The sequence below is a fragment of the Bordetella genomosp. 13 genome, assembly GCF_007679965.1.
GTDB lineage: Bacteria > Pseudomonadota > Gammaproteobacteria > Burkholderiales > Burkholderiaceae_B > Bordetella.
In genome coordinates this window covers 176,702-196,180 of record NZ_VEHL01000006.1, presented here as the reverse complement: position 1 = coordinate 196,180, position 19,479 = coordinate 176,702, and the positions used below count along the sequence as shown (strand labels likewise).

Annotated in this window: 19 protein-coding genes; 14 read left to right on the top strand and 5 right to left on the bottom strand. The window is 69.5% G+C overall.

The annotated features are described in order from the left end of the window. Nucleotides 1–11: 11 nt before the first annotated feature. The 14 genes from FS845_RS16095 (at nucleotide 12) to FS845_RS16030 (ending at nucleotide 14,862) form a co-directional block, all read left to right on the top strand. Entirely contained in the window at nucleotides 12–251 is a 240-nt protein-coding gene (locus tag FS845_RS16095; protein ID WP_144637105.1) for a hypothetical protein, read from the top strand. Then, nucleotides 244–1,716, top strand: a complete 1,473-nt coding sequence (locus FS845_RS16090) for an amidase (protein WP_186332308.1) — start codon at nucleotides 244–246, stop codon at nucleotides 1,714–1,716. Before FS845_RS16095 ends, FS845_RS16090 begins: the two co-directional genes overlap by 8 nt. Before the next feature lie 144 nt (nucleotides 1,717–1,860). Further along, complete coding sequence (locus FS845_RS16085; protein ID WP_260986305.1) at nucleotides 1,861–3,465, top strand: ABC transporter substrate-binding protein; 1,605 nt, start codon at nucleotides 1,861–1,863, stop codon at nucleotides 3,463–3,465. Between the two features lie 15 nt (nucleotides 3,466–3,480). Next, nucleotides 3,481–4,404 (top strand): ABC transporter permease, encoded by a 924-nt coding sequence (locus FS845_RS16080; protein WP_144637099.1) that lies wholly within the window; start codon nucleotides 3,481–3,483, stop codon nucleotides 4,402–4,404. Nucleotides 4,405–4,417: 13 nt separating this feature from the next. Then, nucleotides 4,418–5,323 carry an ABC transporter permease gene (locus FS845_RS16075; RefSeq protein ID WP_144637096.1) on the top strand — a complete coding sequence of 302 codons (906 nt, stop codon included), beginning with the start codon at nucleotides 4,418–4,420 and terminating at the stop codon, nucleotides 5,321–5,323. Nucleotides 5,324–5,450: 127 nt separating this feature from the next. Next, entirely contained in the window at nucleotides 5,451–6,467 is a 1,017-nt protein-coding gene (locus tag FS845_RS16070; protein ID WP_260986316.1) for an ABC transporter ATP-binding protein, read from the top strand. A gap of 13 nt (nucleotides 6,468–6,480) precedes the next feature. Then, nucleotides 6,481–7,515: an ABC transporter ATP-binding protein gene (locus FS845_RS16065; RefSeq protein ID WP_144637090.1), complete on the top strand. Its 1,035-nt coding sequence runs from the start codon at nucleotides 6,481–6,483 to the stop codon at nucleotides 7,513–7,515. Beyond that, nucleotides 7,506–8,603, top strand: a complete 1,098-nt coding sequence (locus tag FS845_RS16060; RefSeq protein ID WP_186332307.1) for an AbrB family transcriptional regulator — start codon at nucleotides 7,506–7,508, stop codon at nucleotides 8,601–8,603. Before FS845_RS16065 ends, FS845_RS16060 begins: the two co-directional genes overlap by 10 nt. Next, nucleotides 8,600–10,003, top strand: a complete 1,404-nt coding sequence (locus tag FS845_RS16055; protein ID WP_144637086.1) for an amidase — start codon at nucleotides 8,600–8,602, stop codon at nucleotides 10,001–10,003. Before FS845_RS16060 ends, FS845_RS16055 begins: the two co-directional genes overlap by 4 nt. 25 nt (nucleotides 10,004–10,028) lie before the next feature. Then, a complete protein-coding gene (locus FS845_RS16050; RefSeq protein ID WP_186332306.1) occupies nucleotides 10,029–11,432 on the top strand; it encodes an amidase in 1,404 nt (467 codons plus the stop codon). A gap of 32 nt (nucleotides 11,433–11,464) precedes the next feature. After that, nucleotides 11,465–11,665 (top strand): hypothetical protein, encoded by a 201-nt coding sequence (locus FS845_RS16045; RefSeq protein ID WP_144637082.1) that lies wholly within the window; start codon nucleotides 11,465–11,467, stop codon nucleotides 11,663–11,665. A 21-nt stretch (nucleotides 11,666–11,686) separates the two neighbouring features. Further along, on the top strand, nucleotides 11,687–13,027 hold the full coding sequence (locus FS845_RS16040) for an amidase (protein ID WP_144637080.1): 1,341 nt from the start codon (nucleotides 11,687–11,689) through the stop codon (nucleotides 13,025–13,027). Nucleotides 13,028–13,213: 186 nt separating this feature from the next. Next, entirely contained in the window at nucleotides 13,214–14,335 is a 1,122-nt protein-coding gene (locus tag FS845_RS16035) for a DKNYY domain-containing protein (protein WP_144637078.1), read from the top strand. A gap of 17 nt (nucleotides 14,336–14,352) precedes the next feature. Beyond that, entirely contained in the window at nucleotides 14,353–14,862 is a 510-nt protein-coding gene (locus FS845_RS16030; protein WP_144637076.1) for a YcxB family protein, read from the top strand. An 88-nt stretch (nucleotides 14,863–14,950) separates the two neighbouring features. On the opposite strand, the gene FS845_RS16025 is transcribed toward FS845_RS16030, so the two are convergent. From FS845_RS16025 to FS845_RS16005, 5 genes are all read right to left on the bottom strand, one after another. Next, nucleotides 14,951–15,943, bottom strand: coding sequence for a Bug family tripartite tricarboxylate transporter substrate binding protein (locus FS845_RS16025; protein WP_144637074.1), 993 nt, complete (start codon nucleotides 15,941–15,943; stop codon nucleotides 14,951–14,953). A 111-nt stretch (nucleotides 15,944–16,054) separates the two neighbouring features. Next, the gene (locus FS845_RS16020) at nucleotides 16,055–17,293 is read right to left on the bottom strand and encodes a pyridoxal phosphate-dependent aminotransferase (protein ID WP_144637072.1); all 1,239 of its coding nucleotides are present in this window, start codon (nucleotides 17,291–17,293) and stop codon (nucleotides 16,055–16,057) included. Nucleotides 17,294–17,316: 23 nt separating this feature from the next. Next, on the bottom strand, nucleotides 17,317–17,730 hold the full coding sequence (locus tag FS845_RS16015; protein ID WP_144637070.1) for a RidA family protein: 414 nt from the start codon (nucleotides 17,728–17,730) through the stop codon (nucleotides 17,317–17,319). Further along, complete coding sequence (locus tag FS845_RS16010; RefSeq protein ID WP_144637068.1) at nucleotides 17,727–18,650, bottom strand: NAD(P)-dependent oxidoreductase; 924 nt, start codon at nucleotides 18,648–18,650, stop codon at nucleotides 17,727–17,729. Before FS845_RS16010 ends, FS845_RS16015 begins: the two co-directional genes overlap by 4 nt. A gap of 37 nt (nucleotides 18,651–18,687) precedes the next feature. Beyond that, nucleotides 18,688–19,416, bottom strand: coding sequence for a GntR family transcriptional regulator (locus FS845_RS16005; protein WP_144637066.1), 729 nt, complete (start codon nucleotides 19,414–19,416; stop codon nucleotides 18,688–18,690). Nucleotides 19,417–19,479: the final 63 nt, after the last annotated feature.

The following is a 19,479-nucleotide window of genomic DNA, read 5'->3' as shown; positions in this document are numbered from 1 at the left end:
GGGGTCTACGAATGTCGCATACAGCCGTACCCGAGGGGATCAGCCCCACGCCTGCGGAACACATCGCGGTTCTGCTGAACAATGCCCGGTTTTGCCTGCCGGAGGCCTACGTGCCGGAGGTGATCGCGGCCTACGGCTACGTCGAGCGCCTGGCGGCGCGCATCCATCGGGGCTACCCGCGCGGCGCGGAGCCCGCCCATGTGTTCGACCCCCGCGCCTTCCTGCCCACGGCGGAGGTCCGCCATGGCTGACGTCGACGATCCCACCTTCCTGACCCTGGGCGAGGCCGGCCGCCTGATCGCCGCCGGCGCGTTGTCGCCGGTCGAGCTGACCGAGGCCTGCCTGGCGCGCATGGAGGCGGTGGATGGCGTGCTGAGCAGCTTCGTCACCCCGACGCCGGACCTGGCGCGCCGCCAGGCCCGCGAGGCCGAGGCGGAGATCCAGCGCAGCGGTCCGCGCGGCCCGCTGCATGGCATCCCGTATTCGCTGAAGGACATCTACGAGACCGCGGGCATCCGCACCACCGGCCAGTCCCGCCTGCTGGCCGACAACGTGCCCGCCGAGGACTGCCCCGCGCAGGCCGCGCTGGCGGCCGCCGGCGGCGTGCTGATGGGCAAGACCACCACCTGGGAGTTCGCGCATGGCGGGCCGTCGTGGGACGTGGTCGCGCCGCCCGCGCGCAACCCCTGGAATGCCGAACGCAGTCCTGCCGGATCGTCGTCGGGATCGGGCGCGGCCATCGCAGCCGGCCTGTGCCTGGCCAGCATGGGCTCGGATACCGGCGGGTCGATCCGCCTGCCCGCGGCCGCCTGCGGCATCGCCGGCATCAAGCCGACGTATGGCCGGCTGAGCCGCCGCGGCATCCTGCCCAACTGCTTCAGCCACGATCACGCGGGCCCCATGGCGTGGAATTGCGAAGACCTGGCCATCCTGCTGGGCATCACCGCCGGCCACGATCCGCTGGACCCCGCCTGCGCGGACGTGCCGGTGCCCGATTACCGCGCCGCGTTGAACGGCGATGCGAAGGGCCTGGTGGTCGGCGTGCCGTGGCAATGGCTCGATCATGAGGCGCCCATCTCCGCGCCCTATCGGCAGGCCTTCGAGGCCTCGCTGGACGTGCTGCGCGGCCTGGGCGCCACCGTGCGCGGCGTCACGCTGCCGCCCATCCTGGAATACAACGACAGCAAGCGCGTCATCGCCATGACCGAGCTGTTCGCCATCCATGAGCAGGACCTGCGCACGCGTCCCGACCTGTTCGGCGCCAGCCTGCGTTTCCGCGTGATGTGCGGCGCACTGCTGCGCGCCGAGGACTACGTGCAGGCCACGCGCATGCGTGCGCGCCTGGCCGCGGCCACGCAGGCGGTGTTCGAAGCGGGAACCGGCGGGCGCCCCTATGCAGGGCGCATCGACCTACTCGCGCTGCCCTGCGCGGAGCCGGCCGGCGTGCTGGCCGCCACCAGGCCCGAATGGATGTTCGAGGCGCCCAGCTACACGGCGCCCTTCAACGTTACCGGCAATCCGGCGCTGTCGATCTGCAGCGGCTTCGATGCCGACGGCATGCCGTTCTCGCTGCAGCTGGCGGGCCGGCTTTTCGACGAGGCCACGGTGCTGCGCGTGGGCGATGCCTATGAACGCGCCACTGCCTGGCGCGGCCGGCGGCCCGACGTGGCCGCGCTGGCGCGCCAGGCGGCCCCACCCGAGACCATCGCGGCCTAGCGCCGACCGCTACTCCCGAACCCGATCTGCCCGCGCCGCCGCCCGAATGGGCGCGCGGCAGGGCCCCGCTTTACCCGCAGTCGGCTTTTCCGTACGGGCGGACCCTTGCGTCCGTCGATCCCGCAAGCAAACCGGAGAATCACCTTGGCTATCAAAAAATCAGCGGCTTCGCTCCTGGCCGCAGTGCTCGCCTTCGCGATCCACGCTTCCGACGCCCGCGCCGAGAAGGTGCTGCGCGTGGCGTCCACCATGGCCGACATTCCCTTGACCACGGGCCAGCCCAGCCAGGGCGGCGAAGGCCTGCGCTTCATCGGCTTTGCCCTGTACGACGGCCTGGTGCGCTGGGACCTGTCGCGCGCCGACGTGCCCGCCAGGCTGGCGCCGGGGCTGGCCCTGAGCTGGGAGGCCGACACGGCCACCCACACCAAGTGGACCTTCAAGCTGCGGCCCGACGTGAAGTTCCATGACGGGTCGGCGTTCACCGCCGACGCCGTGGTGTGGAACCTGGACAAGCTGATGAAGCGCGACGCGCCGCAGTTCGACCAGAGCCAGGCCACGCAGGCCGGCCAGTACATCTCCAACATCGCGTCGTACCGCGTGGTCGATCCGATGACCGTCGAAGTGACCACCAAGGAGGCCGACGCGGTTTTTCCGTACCTGATGACCTTCGTGCTGATGTCCAGCCCCGCGCGTTTCAAGGAGATGGGCAACGACTGGAACAAGGTCGCCTTCAAGCCGTCCGGCACGGGCCCGTGGATGCTGGACAAGCTGGTGCCGCGCGAGCGCGCCGAACTCGTGCGCAACCCGGGCTATTGGGATCCCAAGCGCGTGCCCAAGTCGGATCGCATGGTGCTCATGACCATGCCCGATCCCAACACGCGCGTGGCCGCGCTGCTGTCCAAGCAGGTGGATTGGGTCGAGGCGCCACCGCCGGACACCCTGCCGCGCCTGAAGTCGGCGGGCATGCAGATCGTCACCAACATCTATCCGCACAACTGGCCGTACATCCTGAGCTATTCCGAAGACTCCCCCTTCAGGGACATCCGCGTGCGCAAGGCGGCCAACCTGGCCATCGACCGCAAGGGACTGTCCGAATTCCTCGGCGGCACGGCGATTCCGGCCGAGGGCATGATCGACTCCAAGCATCCGTGGTTCGGCCAGCCGAACTTCAAGATCCGCTATGACCCGGAAGAAGCGCTGCGCCTGATGAAAGAGGCCGGCTACAGCCCGCAGAAGCCGCTGCGCGTGAAGTTCGCCGTGTCCACCGCCGGGTCGGGCCAGATGCAGCCGCTGCCCATGAACGAGTTCGTGCAGGAGAACCTGCGCGCCGTGGGCTTCGACGTGCAGCTCGAAGTGATGGAGTGGGAGGCGCTGCGTTCGCATCGCCGCGTCAGCTCCGATACGCCCGATAACAAGGGCATCCACGGCCTGAACAACAGCGTGGCGTACTGGGATCCGTTCATCGGCCTGATCGGCCCGTCGTGGTCCAGGACGCGTCCGCCGGTTGGCTACAACTGGGGCGGCTTCAAGGACAAGGAAGCCGACGAACTGGCCGCCGCCGCGCAGGTCGAGTTCGATCCCGCCAAGCAGGATGCGCTGCTGGCCAAGCTGCACACGCGCATCGTCGACCAGGCCATGTGGATCTGGGTCGTGCATGACCTGAATCCGCGCGCCCTGGGCCCCAACGTGAAGGGCTTCGTGCAGGCGCAGAGCTGGTTCCAGGACCTGACGCCCGTATCGGTCGAATAAGCCGGGAGACCTCCCATGCTGCGATACATCCTCCACCGCATCCTGTACACGCTGCCCATCGCGCTGGGCGTGTCGCTGGTGTGCTTCGCGCTGGTGCACCTGGCGCCCGGCGATCCGCTCAGTTCCGTGCTGCCCGAGAACGCCTCGCCGCAGGTGATCGCGCAGATCCGCTCGGCGTACGGATTCGACCAGCCGGTGCCCGTGCAGTACCTGAAGTGGCTGGGCCGCGCCGTCACGGGCGACCTGGGTGCGTCGATCAAGAGCGGGCGTCCGGTGATGGACGAGATCGCGCCGGCCATCGGCAACTCCATCATCCTGGCGCTGGCCGCCATCGCGGTGGCCTTCGTGGGCGGCTGCGCGATGGGCGGCGTGGCAGGCTACTCGCGGTCGCGCGTGCTGGACCGCGTCGTCACCGGCATGGCGGTCACGGGCGTATCGCTGCCGCACTACTGGGTGGGCATGGTGCTGATCGTGCTGTTCTCGGTGGAGCTGGGCTGGCTGCCCGCCTCGGGCATGGGCAACCTGGACTGGCAGCACATGGTGCTGCCCACCGTGACGCTGGCGGTGATTCCCATGGGCATCATCGCGCGGTCGGTGCGCGCCTCGGTCATCGAGATCCGCAAGCAGGAATTCGTGCAGACCCTGTATGCAAAGGGCCTGCGCGGTCCGCAGGTGCTGGCCCACGTGGCCAAGAACGTGGCGCCCACCGTGATGGCCGTGATGGGCCTGCAGTTCGCCCAGATGCTGGGCGGTTCCATCCTGGTCGAGACCGTGTTCGCCTGGCCCGGCACGGGCTTCCTGCTGAACTCGGCCATCTTCACCCGCGACCTGCCCATCCTGCAGGGCACGATCCTGGTGCTGGCGTCGCTGTTCGTGCTGATGAACCTCATCGTCGACGTGCTGCAGATGGTCGTCGATCCGCGCGTCAAGCGCATCTGAACCGGAGCGCACCATGACTTCCCACACCGCAACCGCCGGCGCCGCGCCGATCGCCGCGCCCGTGGCGTTCCGCCGGCCCAGCCGGGGCTTCTGGCACACCGTGGGCCGCCGCCTGGCGCGCGATCCCGTCACGCTGGCCTGTGGCTTCATCCTGCTGACCATCATCGGCCTGGCGGTCTTCGCGCCCTGGCTGGGGCTGGACGATCCCTTCAAGATGAGCATGGTGCGGCGCCTGAAGCCGTTCGGCTATCAAGGCCATCTGCTGGGCACGGACGAGCTGGGCCGCGACATGCTGTCGCGCCTGATCCACGGCGGGCGCCTGTCGCTGTTCCTGGGCTTCACGCCCGTGGTGCTGGCCACCTGCATCGGCGGCGCGATGGGCGTCATCGCGGGGTACGCGGGCGGACGCTGGAACATGGTCATCATGCGCCTGATCGACGTGTTCTACGCGTTTCCGTCGGTGCTGCTGGCCGTGGCGATCTCGGGGGCGCTGGGCGCGGGCCTGCTCAACAGCATCGTCGCGCTGACGCTGGTGTTCATCCCGCCCATCGCGCGCATCGCCGAAAGCGTCACCACGCAGGTGCGCACGCAGGACTACGTGGAAGCCGCGCGTGCCACCGGCGCATCGGCGCTGCGCATCATCCGCGGCCACGTGCTGTCCAACGTCACCGGTCCCATCCTTGTGTACGCCTCCAGCCTGATCAGCGTCAGCATCGTCATCTCGTCCGGTCTCAGTTTCCTGGGCCTGGGCGTCAGCCCGCCCAACGCCGAATGGGGTCTGATGCTCAACGCGCTGCGCCAGGCCATCTACGTATCGCCCATCACCGCCATCCTGCCTGGCGTGATGATCTTCGTGACCTCGATGTGCTGCAGCCTGATGAGCGACGGGCTGCGCAGCGCGATGGACGTCAAGGCCTGACCGGGAGACAGCCATGTTTGCACGACTGAAGAACGCCCCTGCCTCCGGTCCCGCGCCCGCCGAAGATACGCTGCGCCTGCTGGATCGCAATGACGACCAGCGCGATCGCGGCGGCCCCGCGCAGCCGATGCTGATCGTGCGCGACCTGAAGAAGCATTTCGAGATCGGCGGCGGCGTGCTGCCGGGCGGCGCCAAGACGGCGGTGCGCGCCGTGGACGGCGTGAGCTTCGAAGTGGCCAAGGGCGAGACGCTGGGCATCGTGGGCGAGTCGGGCTGCGGCAAGTCGACCACGGCGCGCCTGCTGATGCACCTGATCGAGCCGGATTCGGGCTCGCTGATCTTCGATGGCGACGAAGTGGCCGGCGTGCGCGGCATCAGCGTGCGCGAGCTGCGCCTGCACATGCAGATGGTGTTCCAGGACAGCTATGCCTCGCTCAATCCGCGCCTGACCATCGTGGACAGCATCGCCTTCGGGCCAACGGTGGCGGGCATGGACCGTGCGCAGGCGCGCAACCGCGCGCTGAGCCTGCTGCGCATGGTGGGCCTCGAACCGGGCACGTTCGCGCAGCGCTATCCTCATGAGCTGTCGGGCGGACAGCGGCAGCGCGTGAACATCGCGCGCGCCCTGGCCATGGGGCCGCGCCTCTTGATCCTGGACGAGTCCGTGTCCGCGCTGGACAAGTCCGTCGAGGCGCAGGTGCTGAACCTGCTGCGCCAATTGAAGCGCGAGCTGGGCCTGACCTACCTGTTCATCTCGCACGACCTGAACGTGGTGCAGTACGTCAGCGACCGCGTGCTGGTGATGTACCTGGGGCAGGTGGTCGAATCCGGGCCCGTCGACGCCATCTACGGCGGCGCGCGCCATCCGTACACGGCCGCGCTGCTGGCGTCGCGGCCGTCGATGGACCCGCGCCGCCGCGTCACGCAGCCGCCGCTGTCGGGCGACCCGCCCAATCCCATCAATCCGCCCAGCGGCTGCCGCTTCCGCACGCGCTGTCCGCGCGCGCAGGCGCTCTGCGCGGAACAGGCCCCCATGCTGCTGCCGTCGCCCGACGTCGAGGGCCACATGGCCGCCTGCCACTTTCCGCTGGCGCGCGCCGAGATGCCGATCGCCACGATGCCGCGCGCGACCGCGGCGGCCTGACAGGAGAACCGCGATGCAAGACTCCACGAATGCCCCACGCGTGCCGCTGGTCGAGGTGGAGGACCTCTCGGTGCGCTTCGTCAGCCGCGACATGAACGTGCCCGTGGTCAACGGCGTGTCGTTCTCGCTGGCGCAGGGCGAGGTGCTGTGCCTGCTGGGCGAATCCGGCTCGGGCAAGAGCGTCACGCTGCGCGCGCTGATGCGCCTGCTGCCGCCCACCGCGCAGTTGTCGGGCAAGGTCCACGTCGGCGGCGTCGACGTGTTGAACCTGCCGCGCAAGAAGCTGCCGGACATCCGGGGTTCGCTGATCTCCATGATCTTCCAGGAGCCGCTGACGGCGCTGGACCCGGTCTACACCATCGGCCAGCAGATCGCGGAAACCGTGGTTCGCCACGACGGCGTGAGCCATCGCGACGGCATGCGGCGCGCGCTGGAGCTGCTGGAACTGGTGCAGATCCCTTCCGCCGCGCGCCGGCTGGCCGCGTATCCGCACGAGCTGTCCGGCGGGCTGCGCCAGCGCGCCATGATCGCGCTGGCCCTGTCGTGCCGGCCCAAGCTGCTACTGGCCGACGAGCCCACCACCGCGCTGGACGCCACCGTGCAGATCCAGGTGCTGCTCTTGATCCGCGAGCTGCAGCGCGAGCTGGGCATGGCCACCATCTTCGTCACGCATGACCTGGGCGTGGCCTGCGAGGTGTCGGACAAGGTGGCGGTGATGTATGCCGGCCGCTTCGCCGAGACCGGCTCCATCGAGGACATCATGGATCGCGCGGCGCATCCGTACACGCAGGGACTGTTGCGCTCGACGGTGTCGGGCGACGACCGCGAGCAGGATCTCGTGCCGATTCCCGGCGCGCCGCCCGACCTGACCGCGCTGCCGCCGGGATGCACGTTCGCGCCGCGCTGCCCCTCGCATCGCCCCGAATGCGACGCCGGCGTGCCCGCCATGGCCGGCCTGGGCGCGCATCGCGCGCGTTGCGTGCTGGCGCCGCAGCGCCTGTTGCAGCAGCCGTTGAACGCCTATTCGATGGATGCGGCATGCCGGTGATCACTCCAGGCCTGGTGGCCCGGGCCGCCGCGACGTATGTGGGCGCGGGCCTGGCCGGCTGGCTGTTCGCGCGGCTGCATGTGCCCTTGCCATGGATGCTGGGGCCGGTGGTCGTCACGGCCGTCGCATCGCTGTCGGGCGTGCGCGTGGCGGGCTGGGCGGGACTGCGCAGCGCGGGACTGATCGTGGTCGGCACCACGCTGGGCCTGTACTTCACGCCCGAGGCCGCGCGGCAATTGCTGGACCATGTGCCGTTGATCCTGGCGGCGGTGTTCGCCACGGTGTTCATCGCCTGCGCCGCGTCGCTGCTGCTGACGCGCACCAGCGGCATCGATCGCGTCACCGCGTTCTTCTGCAGCGTGCCCGGCGGTCCCGCCGAGATGTGCATGCTGGCCGGCCGCTACGGCGGCGAGCCCGTGCCCATCGCGGTGTCGCAGATGCTGCGCATCGTCGTGCTCGTGATGGTGCTGCCCGCCGCGTTGACTTTCGGCGGCGCGGGCCGGGGCCCCGCGCCCGCGCCGGAAGCGCTGACCGGATTGGGCCTGCTGGAGCTGGCCCTGCTGCTGGCCGGCTCCACCGCCGCCACCATCGCGGCCACGCGCGCCGGCGTGCGCAGCGCCTGGCTGCTGGTGCCGCTGGCCGTGGCCATCGCCGCCACGCTGTCCGGCTGGGCGCCGCCCGCCATGCCTTCCGGGCTGGCCGCGGCCGCGCAGGTCTGCATCGGCACGCAGCTGGGCCTGGCCTTCCGACGGCAGGACATGCTTGCCGTGCGCCGCGCATTGCCCGCCATCCTGCTCAACGTCGGCATCCTGGCCGCGGGTTGCGCGGCCGTGGCGGCCTTGCTGTCCGCGGCGTCCGGGGCCTCGCTGGCCGCGCTGGTGCTGGCCACCGCGCCCGGCGGCGTCACCGAGATGTGCCTGACCGCGCGCTCGCTGGGACTGGAAGTGCCGCTGGTGGTGGGCTTTCACATCTGCCGCGTCTTCATCGTGGTCTCCGCCACGCCCTGGCTGTTCGCCGCGATGCGGCGCATCGGCCTGATCGAACTGCCCCACCCCCTGCCCAAATCGTCCCGAGGAGCGCACCCATGAGTGCCGAACTGTTTCACCTGTCCGCCGGCGAGGCCGGCCGCCTAATGCAGGCCCGCAAGCTGTCGCCGGTCGAGCTGGTCGACGCTTTCCTTGCCCGCATCGAGGCGGTCGACGACCGGTTGAAGAGCTATCTGCTGGTGACGGCCGACGCCGCGCGCGATGCCGCGCGCCAGGCCGAGGCGGACATCATGGCGGGCCGCTGGCGCGGCCCTTTGCACGGCATCCCGTACGCGGTGAAGGACAACTACTACACGCGCGGCGTACGCACCTGCGCGGCCTCGCGCCTGCTGCTGGATTTCGTGCCGGACCACGACGCCGCCGCCATCGAGAAGCTGCAGGCGGCCGGCGCGATCCTGCTGGGCAAGCTCAACACCTGGGAATACGGCACGGGCAATGGCGGCGTGTACTTCGACCTGCCGTTCGAACCGGCCCGCAATCCGTGGAGCCTCGCGCACTCGCCCGGCGGCTCGTCGTCCGGCTCGGGCGCGTCGGTGGCCGCCGGCACCGCCATGGTGGCGCTGGGGTCGGACACCGGCGGTTCGGTGCGCCTGCCCGCCGCGGCGTGCGGACTGCAAGGCATGAAGCCGACGTACGGCCGCGTCAGCCGCCACGGCATCCTGCCCAACTGCTATTCGCTGGACGTGCCGGGACCGTTGACGTGGACGGTGGAGGACAGCGCCCTCATGCTGCGCGCGCTGTCCGGCTACGACGCGCGCGATCCCGGCAGCGTGGACGTCGCCGTGCCCGACTTCGTGGCCGGCCTGGGCGAGGGCGTACGCGGCATGACCCTCGGCATCGTGCGCGACCTGGGCGACGCGGAATCGCTGGTGGACGCCGCCAACCGCCGCCACGTCGACGAGATGTGCCGCGTGCTGGCCGAGCAGGGCGCGCGCATCGTGGACGTGGCCTTGCCCGCCGAGATCGCCGACTACAAGCGCGCCACCACCGTCATCAACTGGACCGAATCGCTGTCGCTGCACGAGCAGGAGTTCATGACGCGCGCACAGGACATGGGCTACGCGCTGCGCGAGAAGATGATGAGCGGCTTCCTGACGCGCTCGGTGGACTATTTGGCCGCGCAGCGCCGCCGCCGCGAGCTCGCCGCCGCCACCGACGCGCTGGTGCGCAGCGTCGACGCGCTGGTCATGCCCTGCGCCTTCCACACCGCCGCGCCCATCGACGACATCGAGCGCGTCAAGGCCTACACCGCCGACACCGCATGCCCGCCCTTCAACGCGTCGGGCCATCCCGCCATGGCCGTGTGCACGGGTTTCGACGAGCAGGACCTGCCGACCAATGCGCAGATCGTCGGCCGCTGGTTCGACGAGGCCACCGTATTCAAGGTGGCCCGCGCCTATGAACAGGCCACTGGCTGGCGCGAGCGCCGGCCGTCGATCTGAGCCCCCTATGGATACCACACGGAACATGGACACCGAACTCTTTCACCTGACCGCGGGCGAAGCCGGCCGCTTGTTGCAGGCCCGCAAGCTGTCGCCCGTCGAACTCCTGGATGCCTTCCTGTCGCGCATCGAGGCCGTCGACGGCCGCGTCAAGAGCTATCTGCTGGTGACTGCCGACGCCGCGCGCGACGCGGCGCGCCAGGCCGAAGCCGACATCATGGCAGGCCGCTGGCGCGGCCCGCTGCACGGCATCCCGTATGCGGTGAAGGACAACTACTACACGCGCGGCGTACGCACCTGCGCGGCCTCGCGCCTGTTGATGGACTTCGTGCCGGGGCACGACGCCGCGGTGGTCGAGAAGCTGGACGCCGCCGGTGCGGTGATGCTGGGCAAGCTGAACACCTGGGAATACGGCACGGGCAACGGCGGCGTGTACTTCGACCTGCCCTTCGACCCGGCCTGCAATCCGTGGGACCTGGAACGCTTCACCGGTGGCTCGTCGACCGGCGCGGGCGCGTCAGTGGCGGCGGGCACGGCGATGATCGCCATGGGGTCGGACACCACCGGTTCGGTGCGCCTGCCCGCCGCCGCATGCGGCCTGCAGGGCATGAAGCCGACCTACGGCCTGATCAGCCGCTACGGCATCCTGCCCAACTGCTATTCGATGGACACGCCGGGGCCGTTGACGTGGACCGTAGAGGACAGCGCCATCGTGCTGCGCGCGGTGGCGGGCCATGACTCGCGCGATCCCGCGTCGGGGGACCGCGCCGTGCCCGACTACCTGGCGGGCCTGGAGGACGGCGTGCGCGGCATGACCATCGGCGTCATCCGCGATTTCGGCCCCGAAGGCGAATACCTGGAGCCCGCCAACCGCGACGGCCTGGAAGACATGGTGCGCGTGCTGCGGGCCGAAGGCGCGCGCGTGGTCGAGGTGACGCTGCCCGCGCCCATCCACGAATACCGCAAGGTCACGTCGGTGATCAACTGGACCGAGTCCATGACCATCCACGAGGACGACCTGATGAAGCGAGGCGCCGACATGGGCTTCGCGCTGCGCGACAAACTGATGTCGGGCTTCATGACGCGCGCGGTGGACTACCTGGCCGCGCAGCGCCGCCGCCGCGAACTGGCCGACGCCACCGACCAGCTGGTGCGCAGCGTCGACGCGCTGATCGCGCCCTGCGCCTTCCACGTCGCACCGAGGTTCGCCGACAACGATGTGCTGCGCACCTTCACCAGCCAGAACGTCTGCCCGCCGTTCAATGCGTCGGGCCATCCGGCCATGACGGTGTGCACCGGCTTCGACGCCGATGGCCTGCCCACCAACGCGCAGGTGGTCGGACGCTGGTTCGACGAGCCCACCGTGTTCAAGGTTGCCCGCGCCTACGAGCGCGCCACCGCGTGGCGCGACAGGCGCCCCGCGCTGTAACCCCGCCGTTCCCTTCCTGGAGATCGTTTCCCATGCCCACCCCGCCCAAAGAACTCTGGACCGCCGAAGAGATCGCCGCGCATTGCCGCCGCTTCGGCCTGTCGCTGCCCGAGCCGCTGATGAAGCGCATGCACGAGCTGTCCACCAACGTCTCGCAGACCGGCATGGACATCGCGCGCATGCCGGCCAAGGATTGCGAGCCCGCGCTGACGTTCAAGATGCCCATCGAATAACCCACGCCTCAAGGAACCGCCATGCAACCGTACGAGTTGACCGCCACCGAAGCCGCCGCGCTGATCGCCGCCAAAAAGCTGTCCTGCGAAGAGCTTGCCCGATCCACCCTGGCCCGTATCGAGGAACGCGACCCCGCGGTGCGCGCCTGGAGCTACGTGGACCGCGACAGCGTCCTTCGCAAGGCCCGCGAACTGGACAAGACGCCGCCCGTCAGTCCCCTGCACGGGCTGACCTTCGGCGTGAAGGACGTGATCCAGACCGTGGACATGCCCACGCAGCAGAATTCGCAGCTGTACGTCGATCACCAGAGCGGCCAGGATGCCGCATGCGTGGCCGTGGTGCGCCACAGCGGCGCGCTGGTGGTCGGCAAGACCGACACCGTGGAGTTCGCCTCCGGCGGCCGCATGGCGGCATCGCGCAACCCGCACAACCTGGCGCATACGCCCGGCGGCTCGTCATCGGGCTCGGGCGCCGCCGTGGGCGACAAGCAGGTGCAGCTGGCCTTTGGCACGCAGACGGGCGGTTCGCACATCCGCCCCGCGGCCTTCAACGGCATCTACGGCATCAAGCCCACCCACGGCGCCGTCAGCCGCGAGGGCGCGAAGAATTACTCGCACACGCTGGACACCATCGGCTGGTACGGCCGCTGCGTGGAGGACCTGCAGCTGGTGGCGCGCGAGTTCCGCCTGCTGGATGCCGAATACGCCAAGCCGGTGCAGATCAAGGGACTGAAGGTCGGCCTGTACCGGTCGCCCGCCTGGGAGCTGGCCGACGCATATGCGCGCGAGGCGCTGTTCGAGGCCGGCCGCCGCCTGGAAGCCGCTGGCGCCATCGTCACCGAGATCACCCTGCCCGAGCCCTTCGCGCGCCTGGACGACGCGCAGCAGATCGTGATGCGCGGCGAAGGCCGCGGGGCCTTCCTGCCCGACTACCTGGGCCCGCGCCGCCACATGCTGGCGCAGCACTTCCTGGACATCGTCGGCAACTCCACCAAGATCACGCCCGCCAAGCTGGTCGGCGCCTATGACCTGGCCGCCGAATGCCGCCGCCTGTTCGACGGTCGGTTCGGGGCAGACCTGGACGTGGTGCTCACGCCGTCGTCGCCGGGCGAGGCGCCGGAGGGACTGGCCTCGTCGGGCAACCCCGTCTTCAACTCGATGTGGACGCTGCTGAACGTGCCGTGCGTGGGCATTCCGGTGGGCGTGAGCGCGCGCGCCCTGCCGCTGGGGGTCCAGCTGGTCGGGCCGCGTTACTCCGATTCCCAGTTGCTGGAGATCGCGCTGGCCTGCGCGCCGGCGATCGACGTCCGGGAGAACGGCAAGCTGACGCCGGTGAAGGCGGACGCGCCCGCCATGGCCTGAAGCCGGTACGATCCGTTGCAGGGGCGGCATGGGCGCGACGCGGGCATGCCGTTCACGGTTGCTAGAATGGCCCGGCATTGCGCCGAGATCCGCCGCCTCCGGCGGCAGCCATGACGAGACCGCCGATGATCCTGGAACGTCCGAGCAGCAACCGCCGACGCGCATCGCGGCACGCCGGGGGCGGCAATGGCTAGGAGGGCGGCACCGACGCCGCCCGCGGGCCCCGGCCCGATCCTGCCCTACGACCTCTACGTGGCCGCGCGCTTCTTCCTGGCCACCGGCCGTAGCCCTGACGACGTGCTGCCCTTGCTGGGCCTGTCCGCGCCGCAGTGGCAGGCCCTGCACAAGGCCTACGACTACCTGGGCCGCTTCGACTTCGGGTACCAGGACTACTTCGGCACGGACGACGAGGCCGACATCCTGGCGCGCGTGACGGGCCCGCGCCTGCGCATCATCGATCCCGCGAACACCACGATGGAGGCCCTCGTGCGCGAGGTGCGTCCGGCCGCCTGGGCCAATCCGCACATCGGCCCGTTCGCCGACGTGCCCTGGACCGCCGTGCACATCGCCACGCATCCCGAGATGACGCTGTGCTTCTACAGCCACGATGGCCGGCAGGTGTACTTCCTGGGCAAGCCGTTGCAGACCAAGGACCGCCAGCCGCTGGGAGCCGACTACGCGACATTCGAATGGCTTGGCGGGCGGTGGCTGCGCGACGCGAAGCACGTCTACGGCCAGGGCGAACTGGGCGGCCCGGGCGGGCGCGTCTACTGGTATGTGGTGGAGGGTGCCGACCCGGCGACCTTTCAACCGCTGAACCTGCGCTACGCGAAGGACGCGCGCAACGCCTACTACATCACCGGCAAGACGCTGCGCACGAAGAGCCCGGAGCGCTTCGAGATCGTGCCCGAGCTGCGCCTGAACTTCCGCGACGTCAGCCAGGATCCGCTGTACAAGACCAGCGTCTTCGCGCGTGACGCCGAGCACCTGTATTTCTATGGCGCACGCCTGCGCGGCGCACGGCCCACGTTCCGAGACCTGGGCGGCGGCTACGGCACCGACGGCATGCAGGTCTGGTTCCACGACGACAAGCTGCTGATCGCGGACGCGGACGTCGAGACCTTCCGCGTGCCCGTGCCCGGCGAGCCGCATCCCGGCATGCATTACTGCGCGGTGGATCGGCTGCGGGCCTATCGGTACGGCAAGCCCATGGCGCCCGACGCCGCGTTCGAGGCCTGGACGGCCTTCTTCGAATACCACTCCGACCTGCACGGCTGGTGGTGGCACGACATGGCGCGCACGCGCTGATCTTTCCGGGAATCACGATGAGCGCCGCAACGACGAGCCCGCGTGTCTACGAAGTGGCCTACACGGCCGCGATGGTGCAGGACGCCGTGCGCACCTACGTCATGCGCCGCCTGGTGCGCGAGCAGAAAGGCCTGTGGCTGGGCGCGCTGGCCATGCTCGTGCTGGGTGTGTTCATGGTGTTGCGCGGCATGCAGGGCTGGATGGTGGGCGTGGCCTTCACGGGAGCCCTGCTGCCCTTCCTGTTCGTGGCCACCGGCTGGATCGCCCACTATCGCAACAGCGTCGGCAAGCTGCGTCGCATGCCGTCGCCGACGGCGCGCATCGCATTCCAGGACGATGGCCTGGGCGTGGTGTCGGAACTGGGATCGGGCCACATCGCATGGGCCGCGCTGACCGAGATCTGGGAACGGCCCGGCTACTGGATGCTGTTCATGGGACCCAACCAGTTCAATGTCCTGCCGTTGCAGGGCATCGATGCCGCGGACCTGGAATGGTTGCGCGGCAAGGTGCGCACGCCCGGGCGCTGAACGAGGCGGGCGAGGCCTCGGAGTTCGGGCGCGCCGCGGCGCGCCCACCGGCGCCGCCATGGAAATGGCGGACGCCGTCATCCAGGCGTCAATCGACCTTCGCGCCCGACTGCTCGACCACCTTGGCCCAGCGCGCGAGGTCGGCCTTGTGGATGCGCTGGAACGCGGCGATGCTGGGATCGGCCGGGGGCGCGATGCCCTGCAGGTCTTCCAGCCATGCGCGGAAATCGGGCGTGCTGATGACCTTGATCACCGCTTCGCTCATGCGCTTCTGGATCTCGGGCGGCAGCTTGGCGGGCGCGAACAGGCCATACCAGGTGCTGCTTTCATAGCCGGGGATGTTGCAGGCCTCGGCCACCGTCGGCACGTCGGGCAGCGCCTTGATGCGCTGCGCCGTGGTCACGCCCAGCGCCACCACCTGGCCGGCCTTCACGGCGGGCACCGACGGCGCGCTCTGGTTGAAGAAGAAATCCACCTCGCCCGACAGCAGCGCCGTCATGGCCGGGCCCTGGCCGCGATACGGCACGTGCGGCACGTCGATCTTTGCGCCGTTGGTGAACTGCGCGCCGGCCAGGTGGCCCGAGGCGCCGTTGCCGGTGGATGCGTAGTTCAGCTTGCCGGGGCTGGCCTTGGCCAGCTTGACCAGGTCGCCGCAGGTCTTCACGTCGGGATGCTTCTTGGGATTGACCAGCAGCACGTTGGGCACGTCGCCCAGCAGCGCGATGTGCGTGAAGTCCTTCTCGACGTCGAACGGCAGCGACTTGTACAGCGCGGCGTTGATGGCGTGCGTGCCGGCCGTGCCCAGCAGGAAGGTGTAGCCGTCCGGATTCGCGCGGGCCACCATGTCCGAGGCGACGTTGCCGCCCGCGCCCGTGCGGTTGTCGGCCACGATGGGCACGCCCAGTTCCTTGGTCAGGCCCTCGCCCAGCTTGCGGGCATAGAGGTCGGTGCCGGCGCCGCCGGGAAAGCCGCCCACGATGGTGATCGCGCGGGTGGGCCACTTGGCCGCATCTTCCGCCTGCGCGGACGCGGCAAGCGTGGTGGACAAAGCAAGTACTGCAATCGTGATCGAACGCATCATGATGGTTTTTCCCCTTGTAAGTGCGCGATTGGCAAAACGCCGTACTGCGTGTTGTTGGATTCCCCGCCTGACCGCGCCGCATTGCGGATGCAGCACGCCGGCGAGGTTCGTTTACTGCAGCGCCTCCACGGCGCGTGCGATGCGCGCCATGGCGGTCTCCAGCTGCGCCTTGGACGTGGCGTAGCTGATGCGGAAATACGGCGCCAGGCCGAACAGCGTGCCGGGCACCACGGCCACGTCATGCTCTTCCAGCAGGTAGCGGCAGAAGTCGACGTCGGTCTTCAGCTCCTCGCCCTTGGGCGTGCGGCGGCCCAGCACGCCGGCGCAGCTGGCATACGTGTAGAACGCGCCTTCGGGGCGGCGGCAGCGGATGCCGGGAATCGCGTTCAGCGCGTCCACCACCAGGTCGCGGCGCACGCGGAATGACTCGCGGCGCTCGGCCAGCACGTCCTGCGGACCGTCCAGCGCCTCGATGGCCGCGGCCTGCGTGACCGACGACGGATTCGACGTGCTCTGGCTCTGCACCACGGCCATCGCGGCGATCAGCTCGCGCGGACCGCCCGCGTAGCCCAGCCGCCAGCCCGTCATGGCGTAGGCCTTCGACAGGCCGTTGACCGTCAGCGTGCGGTTCTTAAGGCGCGGCTCGACCTGCGCCAGCGTGGTGAACGCGAAGCCGTCGTACACCAGGTGTTCGTAGATGTCGTCGGCGATGATCCACACGTGCGGATGGCGCAGCAGCACCTCTGCCAGCGCCTGCAGGTGCTCGCGGCCATACGCGGCGCCCGTGGGGTTGGACGGCGAGTTCAGCATCAGCCAGCGCGTGCGCGGCGTGATGGCCGCCTCCAGGTCCTGCGGCAGCAGGCGGAATCCGTTCTCTTCCTGGCAGGCCACCTGCACCGTGGTGCCGCCGGCGATGGTGATCATGTCGGCGTACGAGGCCCAGTAGGGCGTGCCCACGACGACTTCGTCGCCGTCGTCCAGCGTGGCCAGCAGCGCGTTGTGGATCACCTGCTTGGCGCCGGCGCTGGCGGTGACCTCGTCGGCGCCGTATTCCAGGCCGTTCTCGCGCTTGAACTTGCGCGAGATGGCGGCCTTCAGCGCCAGCGTGCCGTCCAGCAGCGTGTATTTGGTTTCGCCCGCGTCGATGGCGCGTTTGCCCGCGTCCTTCACGTTCTGCGGCGTGTCGAAATCGGGTTCGCCCGCGCCCAGCACGATCACGTCGCGGCCTTCGCGCTTCATGCGCGCGGCCTGCGCGCCGATGCGCAGGATGCCCGAGACTTCGATGCTGGCGATACGGCGCGCGCGCCGCAGCACCGGGGCGTCGTTCGTGGGAGTGTTCTGTTCAGACATCTTCGTTGATTTCCAGATGAGGCTTAGAGCGCCGCCGTGACCATGATCTCGACCAGGATGTCCGGCGCGGCCAGTTCGATGGCGCCGCAGCAGCGCGCGGGCGCCTGGCCGGGCACGATCCATTTGTCGTAGACCTCGTTCATGCCGGCGAAGTGCGCCATGGACGACAGCCAGATGGTCACGTTCAGCGCCTTGGACTTGTCGGTGCCGGCGGCGGCCAGCATCTCGTCCACCTTGGCCAGCACCTGACGGGTCTGGCCCTGGATGTCGGCGCTACGGTCGTCGGCCGTGTGGCCGGCCAGGTACACGGTGCCGTTGTGGATCACCGCGCGCGAGCGGCGCGCGTTCTGGTCCAGGCGGGTGATGGCTGCGCCGGTCGTGTCGCCTTCGTGCTGCGCACTCCGGTATTCGCCCTTGGGGCGGCCCGGCGCGCTCATTGCTGCGCTCCGATGCCCGACACGCGGCGGCAGTGGTTCAGCGCGGCCTGCACCAGGTTGTCGCTGGCCTCGGGCGTGCGGAAGGCCGAGTGGGCCGACAGCGTGACGTTCTCCAGCTTGGTCAGCGGATGGTCCTTGGGCATGGGCTCGACGGCGAACACGTCCAGGCCGGCGTGCAGCAGCTTGCCCGAGTTCAGCGCGTCGATCATGGCGTCCTCGTCGACCAGCGCGCCGCGCGCGGTGTTCACCAGGATGGCGCCGTCGCGCATCTGCGCGATGCGCTCGCGCGAGATCAGGCCGCGCGTCTCGTCCGTCAGCAGCAGGTGCATCGACACCACGTGGCTCTGCGCCAGCACCTCGTCCAGCGACACGAACTCCACGCCCGGATGCGACTTGGGGCTGCGGTTCCAGGCGATCACCTTCATGCCGGCGCCGATGGCCAGGCGCGCCATCTCGGCCGCGATGCCGCCGAAGCCCACCAGGCCCAGCGTCTTGCCGGTGATCTGCACGGCGTCCGAGCGCAGCCAGTTGCCCGCGCGCATCGCGCGGTCCATCTTGGCGAAGCCCTTGGCCGACGCCCACATCAGCGCAAAGGCGCACTCGGCCACGGCGGTGTCGCCATAGCCCTTGATGATGTGCACCTCGATGCCGATCCCGGCCAGCTCCTCGGGGTTCATGTACGAACGCGGGCCCGTGCCGAGGAACACCACGTGCTTCAGCTGCTTGCAGGCGCGCGCGATGTCGGTGGGCAGGTGCGTGTGGTCGACGATCATGATCTCGTGGTCGCCCAGCACCGCGGGAATCTGGTCCGGCGTGATGTCCGGCTGGCGGTTGATCGTCAGCGGCAGGTCGGCGGGCAGATGCAGGCGTTCGGCCACTTTGGCCAGCGTGGGATTGGCGTCGATGAAGCAGGCTTTCATGGGGTGGTGGGTCTCGTCTTGGCTGTGGGAAAGGGAATCAGGGAGGACAGGCGGGCGGCGCGGCGCTGGCCAGCCGGGTCTCGGCGAAGTCGGCCAGCGCATTGCCCATGTAGATCTCGGCGTAGCCGGCCCGGATCAGTTCGATGACGTGGTCCAGGTGATGGCTGATGTGTCCGCGCATCAGCGCTTCCACGCGTTCCAGGTCGCGCGCCTGCAGCGCCCGCACGATTTCGGGATGGTCGTTGCGGGTGGCGAAGCGGCGCGACTTCAGGTCCAGCCAGCGCGCGAAGCGGATGCGCTCGTTCAGCGAGCGCACCGAGCGCAGGAATTCGTCGTTGCCGGCCAGGCGCGCCAGGCGCTCGTGGAAGGCCTCGTCGCGCTCCAGCAGGTGCAGCGCCTGCTCGTCCGTCTCGGGCGTGTCGCGGCTCTGCTCGGTGAAGTCGGCCAGCTCGCGCAACTGCTCGTCGGTGGCGCGGGCGCAGACCAGGCGCACCAGGCCCAGCTCGACCGTGGCGCGGTATTCGTACAGGTCCAGGATCTGCTTGGCGTCCAGCGCGCGGGCCGAATAGCCGCGGTTGGGCGTGGCCACCAGGAAGCCTTCGGCGGCGATGCGGTTCAGCGCCTCGCGCACCGGGGTGCGGCTCACCCCCAACTGGCGTGCCAGCTCGACCTCGTTGACGCGCTCGCCCGGCCGCAGCCGGAAGGTGGCGGCCATCGACTTGATGCGGTCGTAGACCGGGACGGAAGAAGGGGCGGCAGTGGGCATGGCAGAACCGGACACAGTTTGTATGCGCGTCTGTATACACTTGACGAAGCCTCAGTGTATACA

Coding starts and splice junctions, on each gene's coding strand:
- FS845_RS16060 (WP_186332307.1), top strand. CDS start 7,506: ATGCCGGTGATCACTCCAGGCCTGGTGGCCCGGGCCGCCGCGACGTAT.
- FS845_RS16055 (WP_144637086.1), top strand. CDS start 8,600: ATGAGTGCCGAACTGTTTCACCTGTCCGCCGGCGAGGCCGGCCGCCTA.
- FS845_RS16035 (WP_144637078.1), top strand. CDS start 13,214: ATGGCTAGGAGGGCGGCACCGACGCCGCCCGCGGGCCCCGGCCCGATC.
- FS845_RS16080 (WP_144637099.1), top strand. CDS start 3,481: ATGCTGCGATACATCCTCCACCGCATCCTGTACACGCTGCCCATCGCG.
- FS845_RS16045 (WP_144637082.1), top strand. CDS start 11,465: ATGCCCACCCCGCCCAAAGAACTCTGGACCGCCGAAGAGATCGCCGCG.
- FS845_RS16050 (WP_186332306.1), top strand. CDS start 10,029: ATGGACACCGAACTCTTTCACCTGACCGCGGGCGAAGCCGGCCGCTTG.
- FS845_RS16010 (WP_144637068.1), bottom strand. CDS start 18,650: ATGAAAGCCTGCTTCATCGACGCCAATCCCACGCTGGCCAAAGTGGCC.
- FS845_RS16090 (WP_186332308.1), top strand. CDS start 244: ATGGCTGACGTCGACGATCCCACCTTCCTGACCCTGGGCGAGGCCGGC.
- FS845_RS16025 (WP_144637074.1), bottom strand. CDS start 15,943: ATGATGCGTTCGATCACGATTGCAGTACTTGCTTTGTCCACCACGCTT.
- FS845_RS16075 (WP_144637096.1), top strand. CDS start 4,418: ATGACTTCCCACACCGCAACCGCCGGCGCCGCGCCGATCGCCGCGCCC.
- FS845_RS16020 (WP_144637072.1), bottom strand. CDS start 17,293: ATGTCTGAACAGAACACTCCCACGAACGACGCCCCGGTGCTGCGGCGC.
- FS845_RS16005 (WP_144637066.1), bottom strand. CDS start 19,416: ATGCCCACTGCCGCCCCTTCTTCCGTCCCGGTCTACGACCGCATCAAG.
- FS845_RS16015 (WP_144637070.1), bottom strand. CDS start 17,730: ATGAGCGCGCCGGGCCGCCCCAAGGGCGAATACCGGAGTGCGCAGCAC.
- FS845_RS16065 (WP_144637090.1), top strand. CDS start 6,481: ATGCAAGACTCCACGAATGCCCCACGCGTGCCGCTGGTCGAGGTGGAG.
- FS845_RS16095 (WP_144637105.1), top strand. CDS start 12: ATGTCGCATACAGCCGTACCCGAGGGGATCAGCCCCACGCCTGCGGAA.
- FS845_RS16070 (WP_260986316.1), top strand. CDS start 5,451: ATGCTGATCGTGCGCGACCTGAAGAAGCATTTCGAGATCGGCGGCGGC.
- FS845_RS16040 (WP_144637080.1), top strand. CDS start 11,687: ATGCAACCGTACGAGTTGACCGCCACCGAAGCCGCCGCGCTGATCGCC.
- FS845_RS16030 (WP_144637076.1), top strand. CDS start 14,353: ATGAGCGCCGCAACGACGAGCCCGCGTGTCTACGAAGTGGCCTACACG.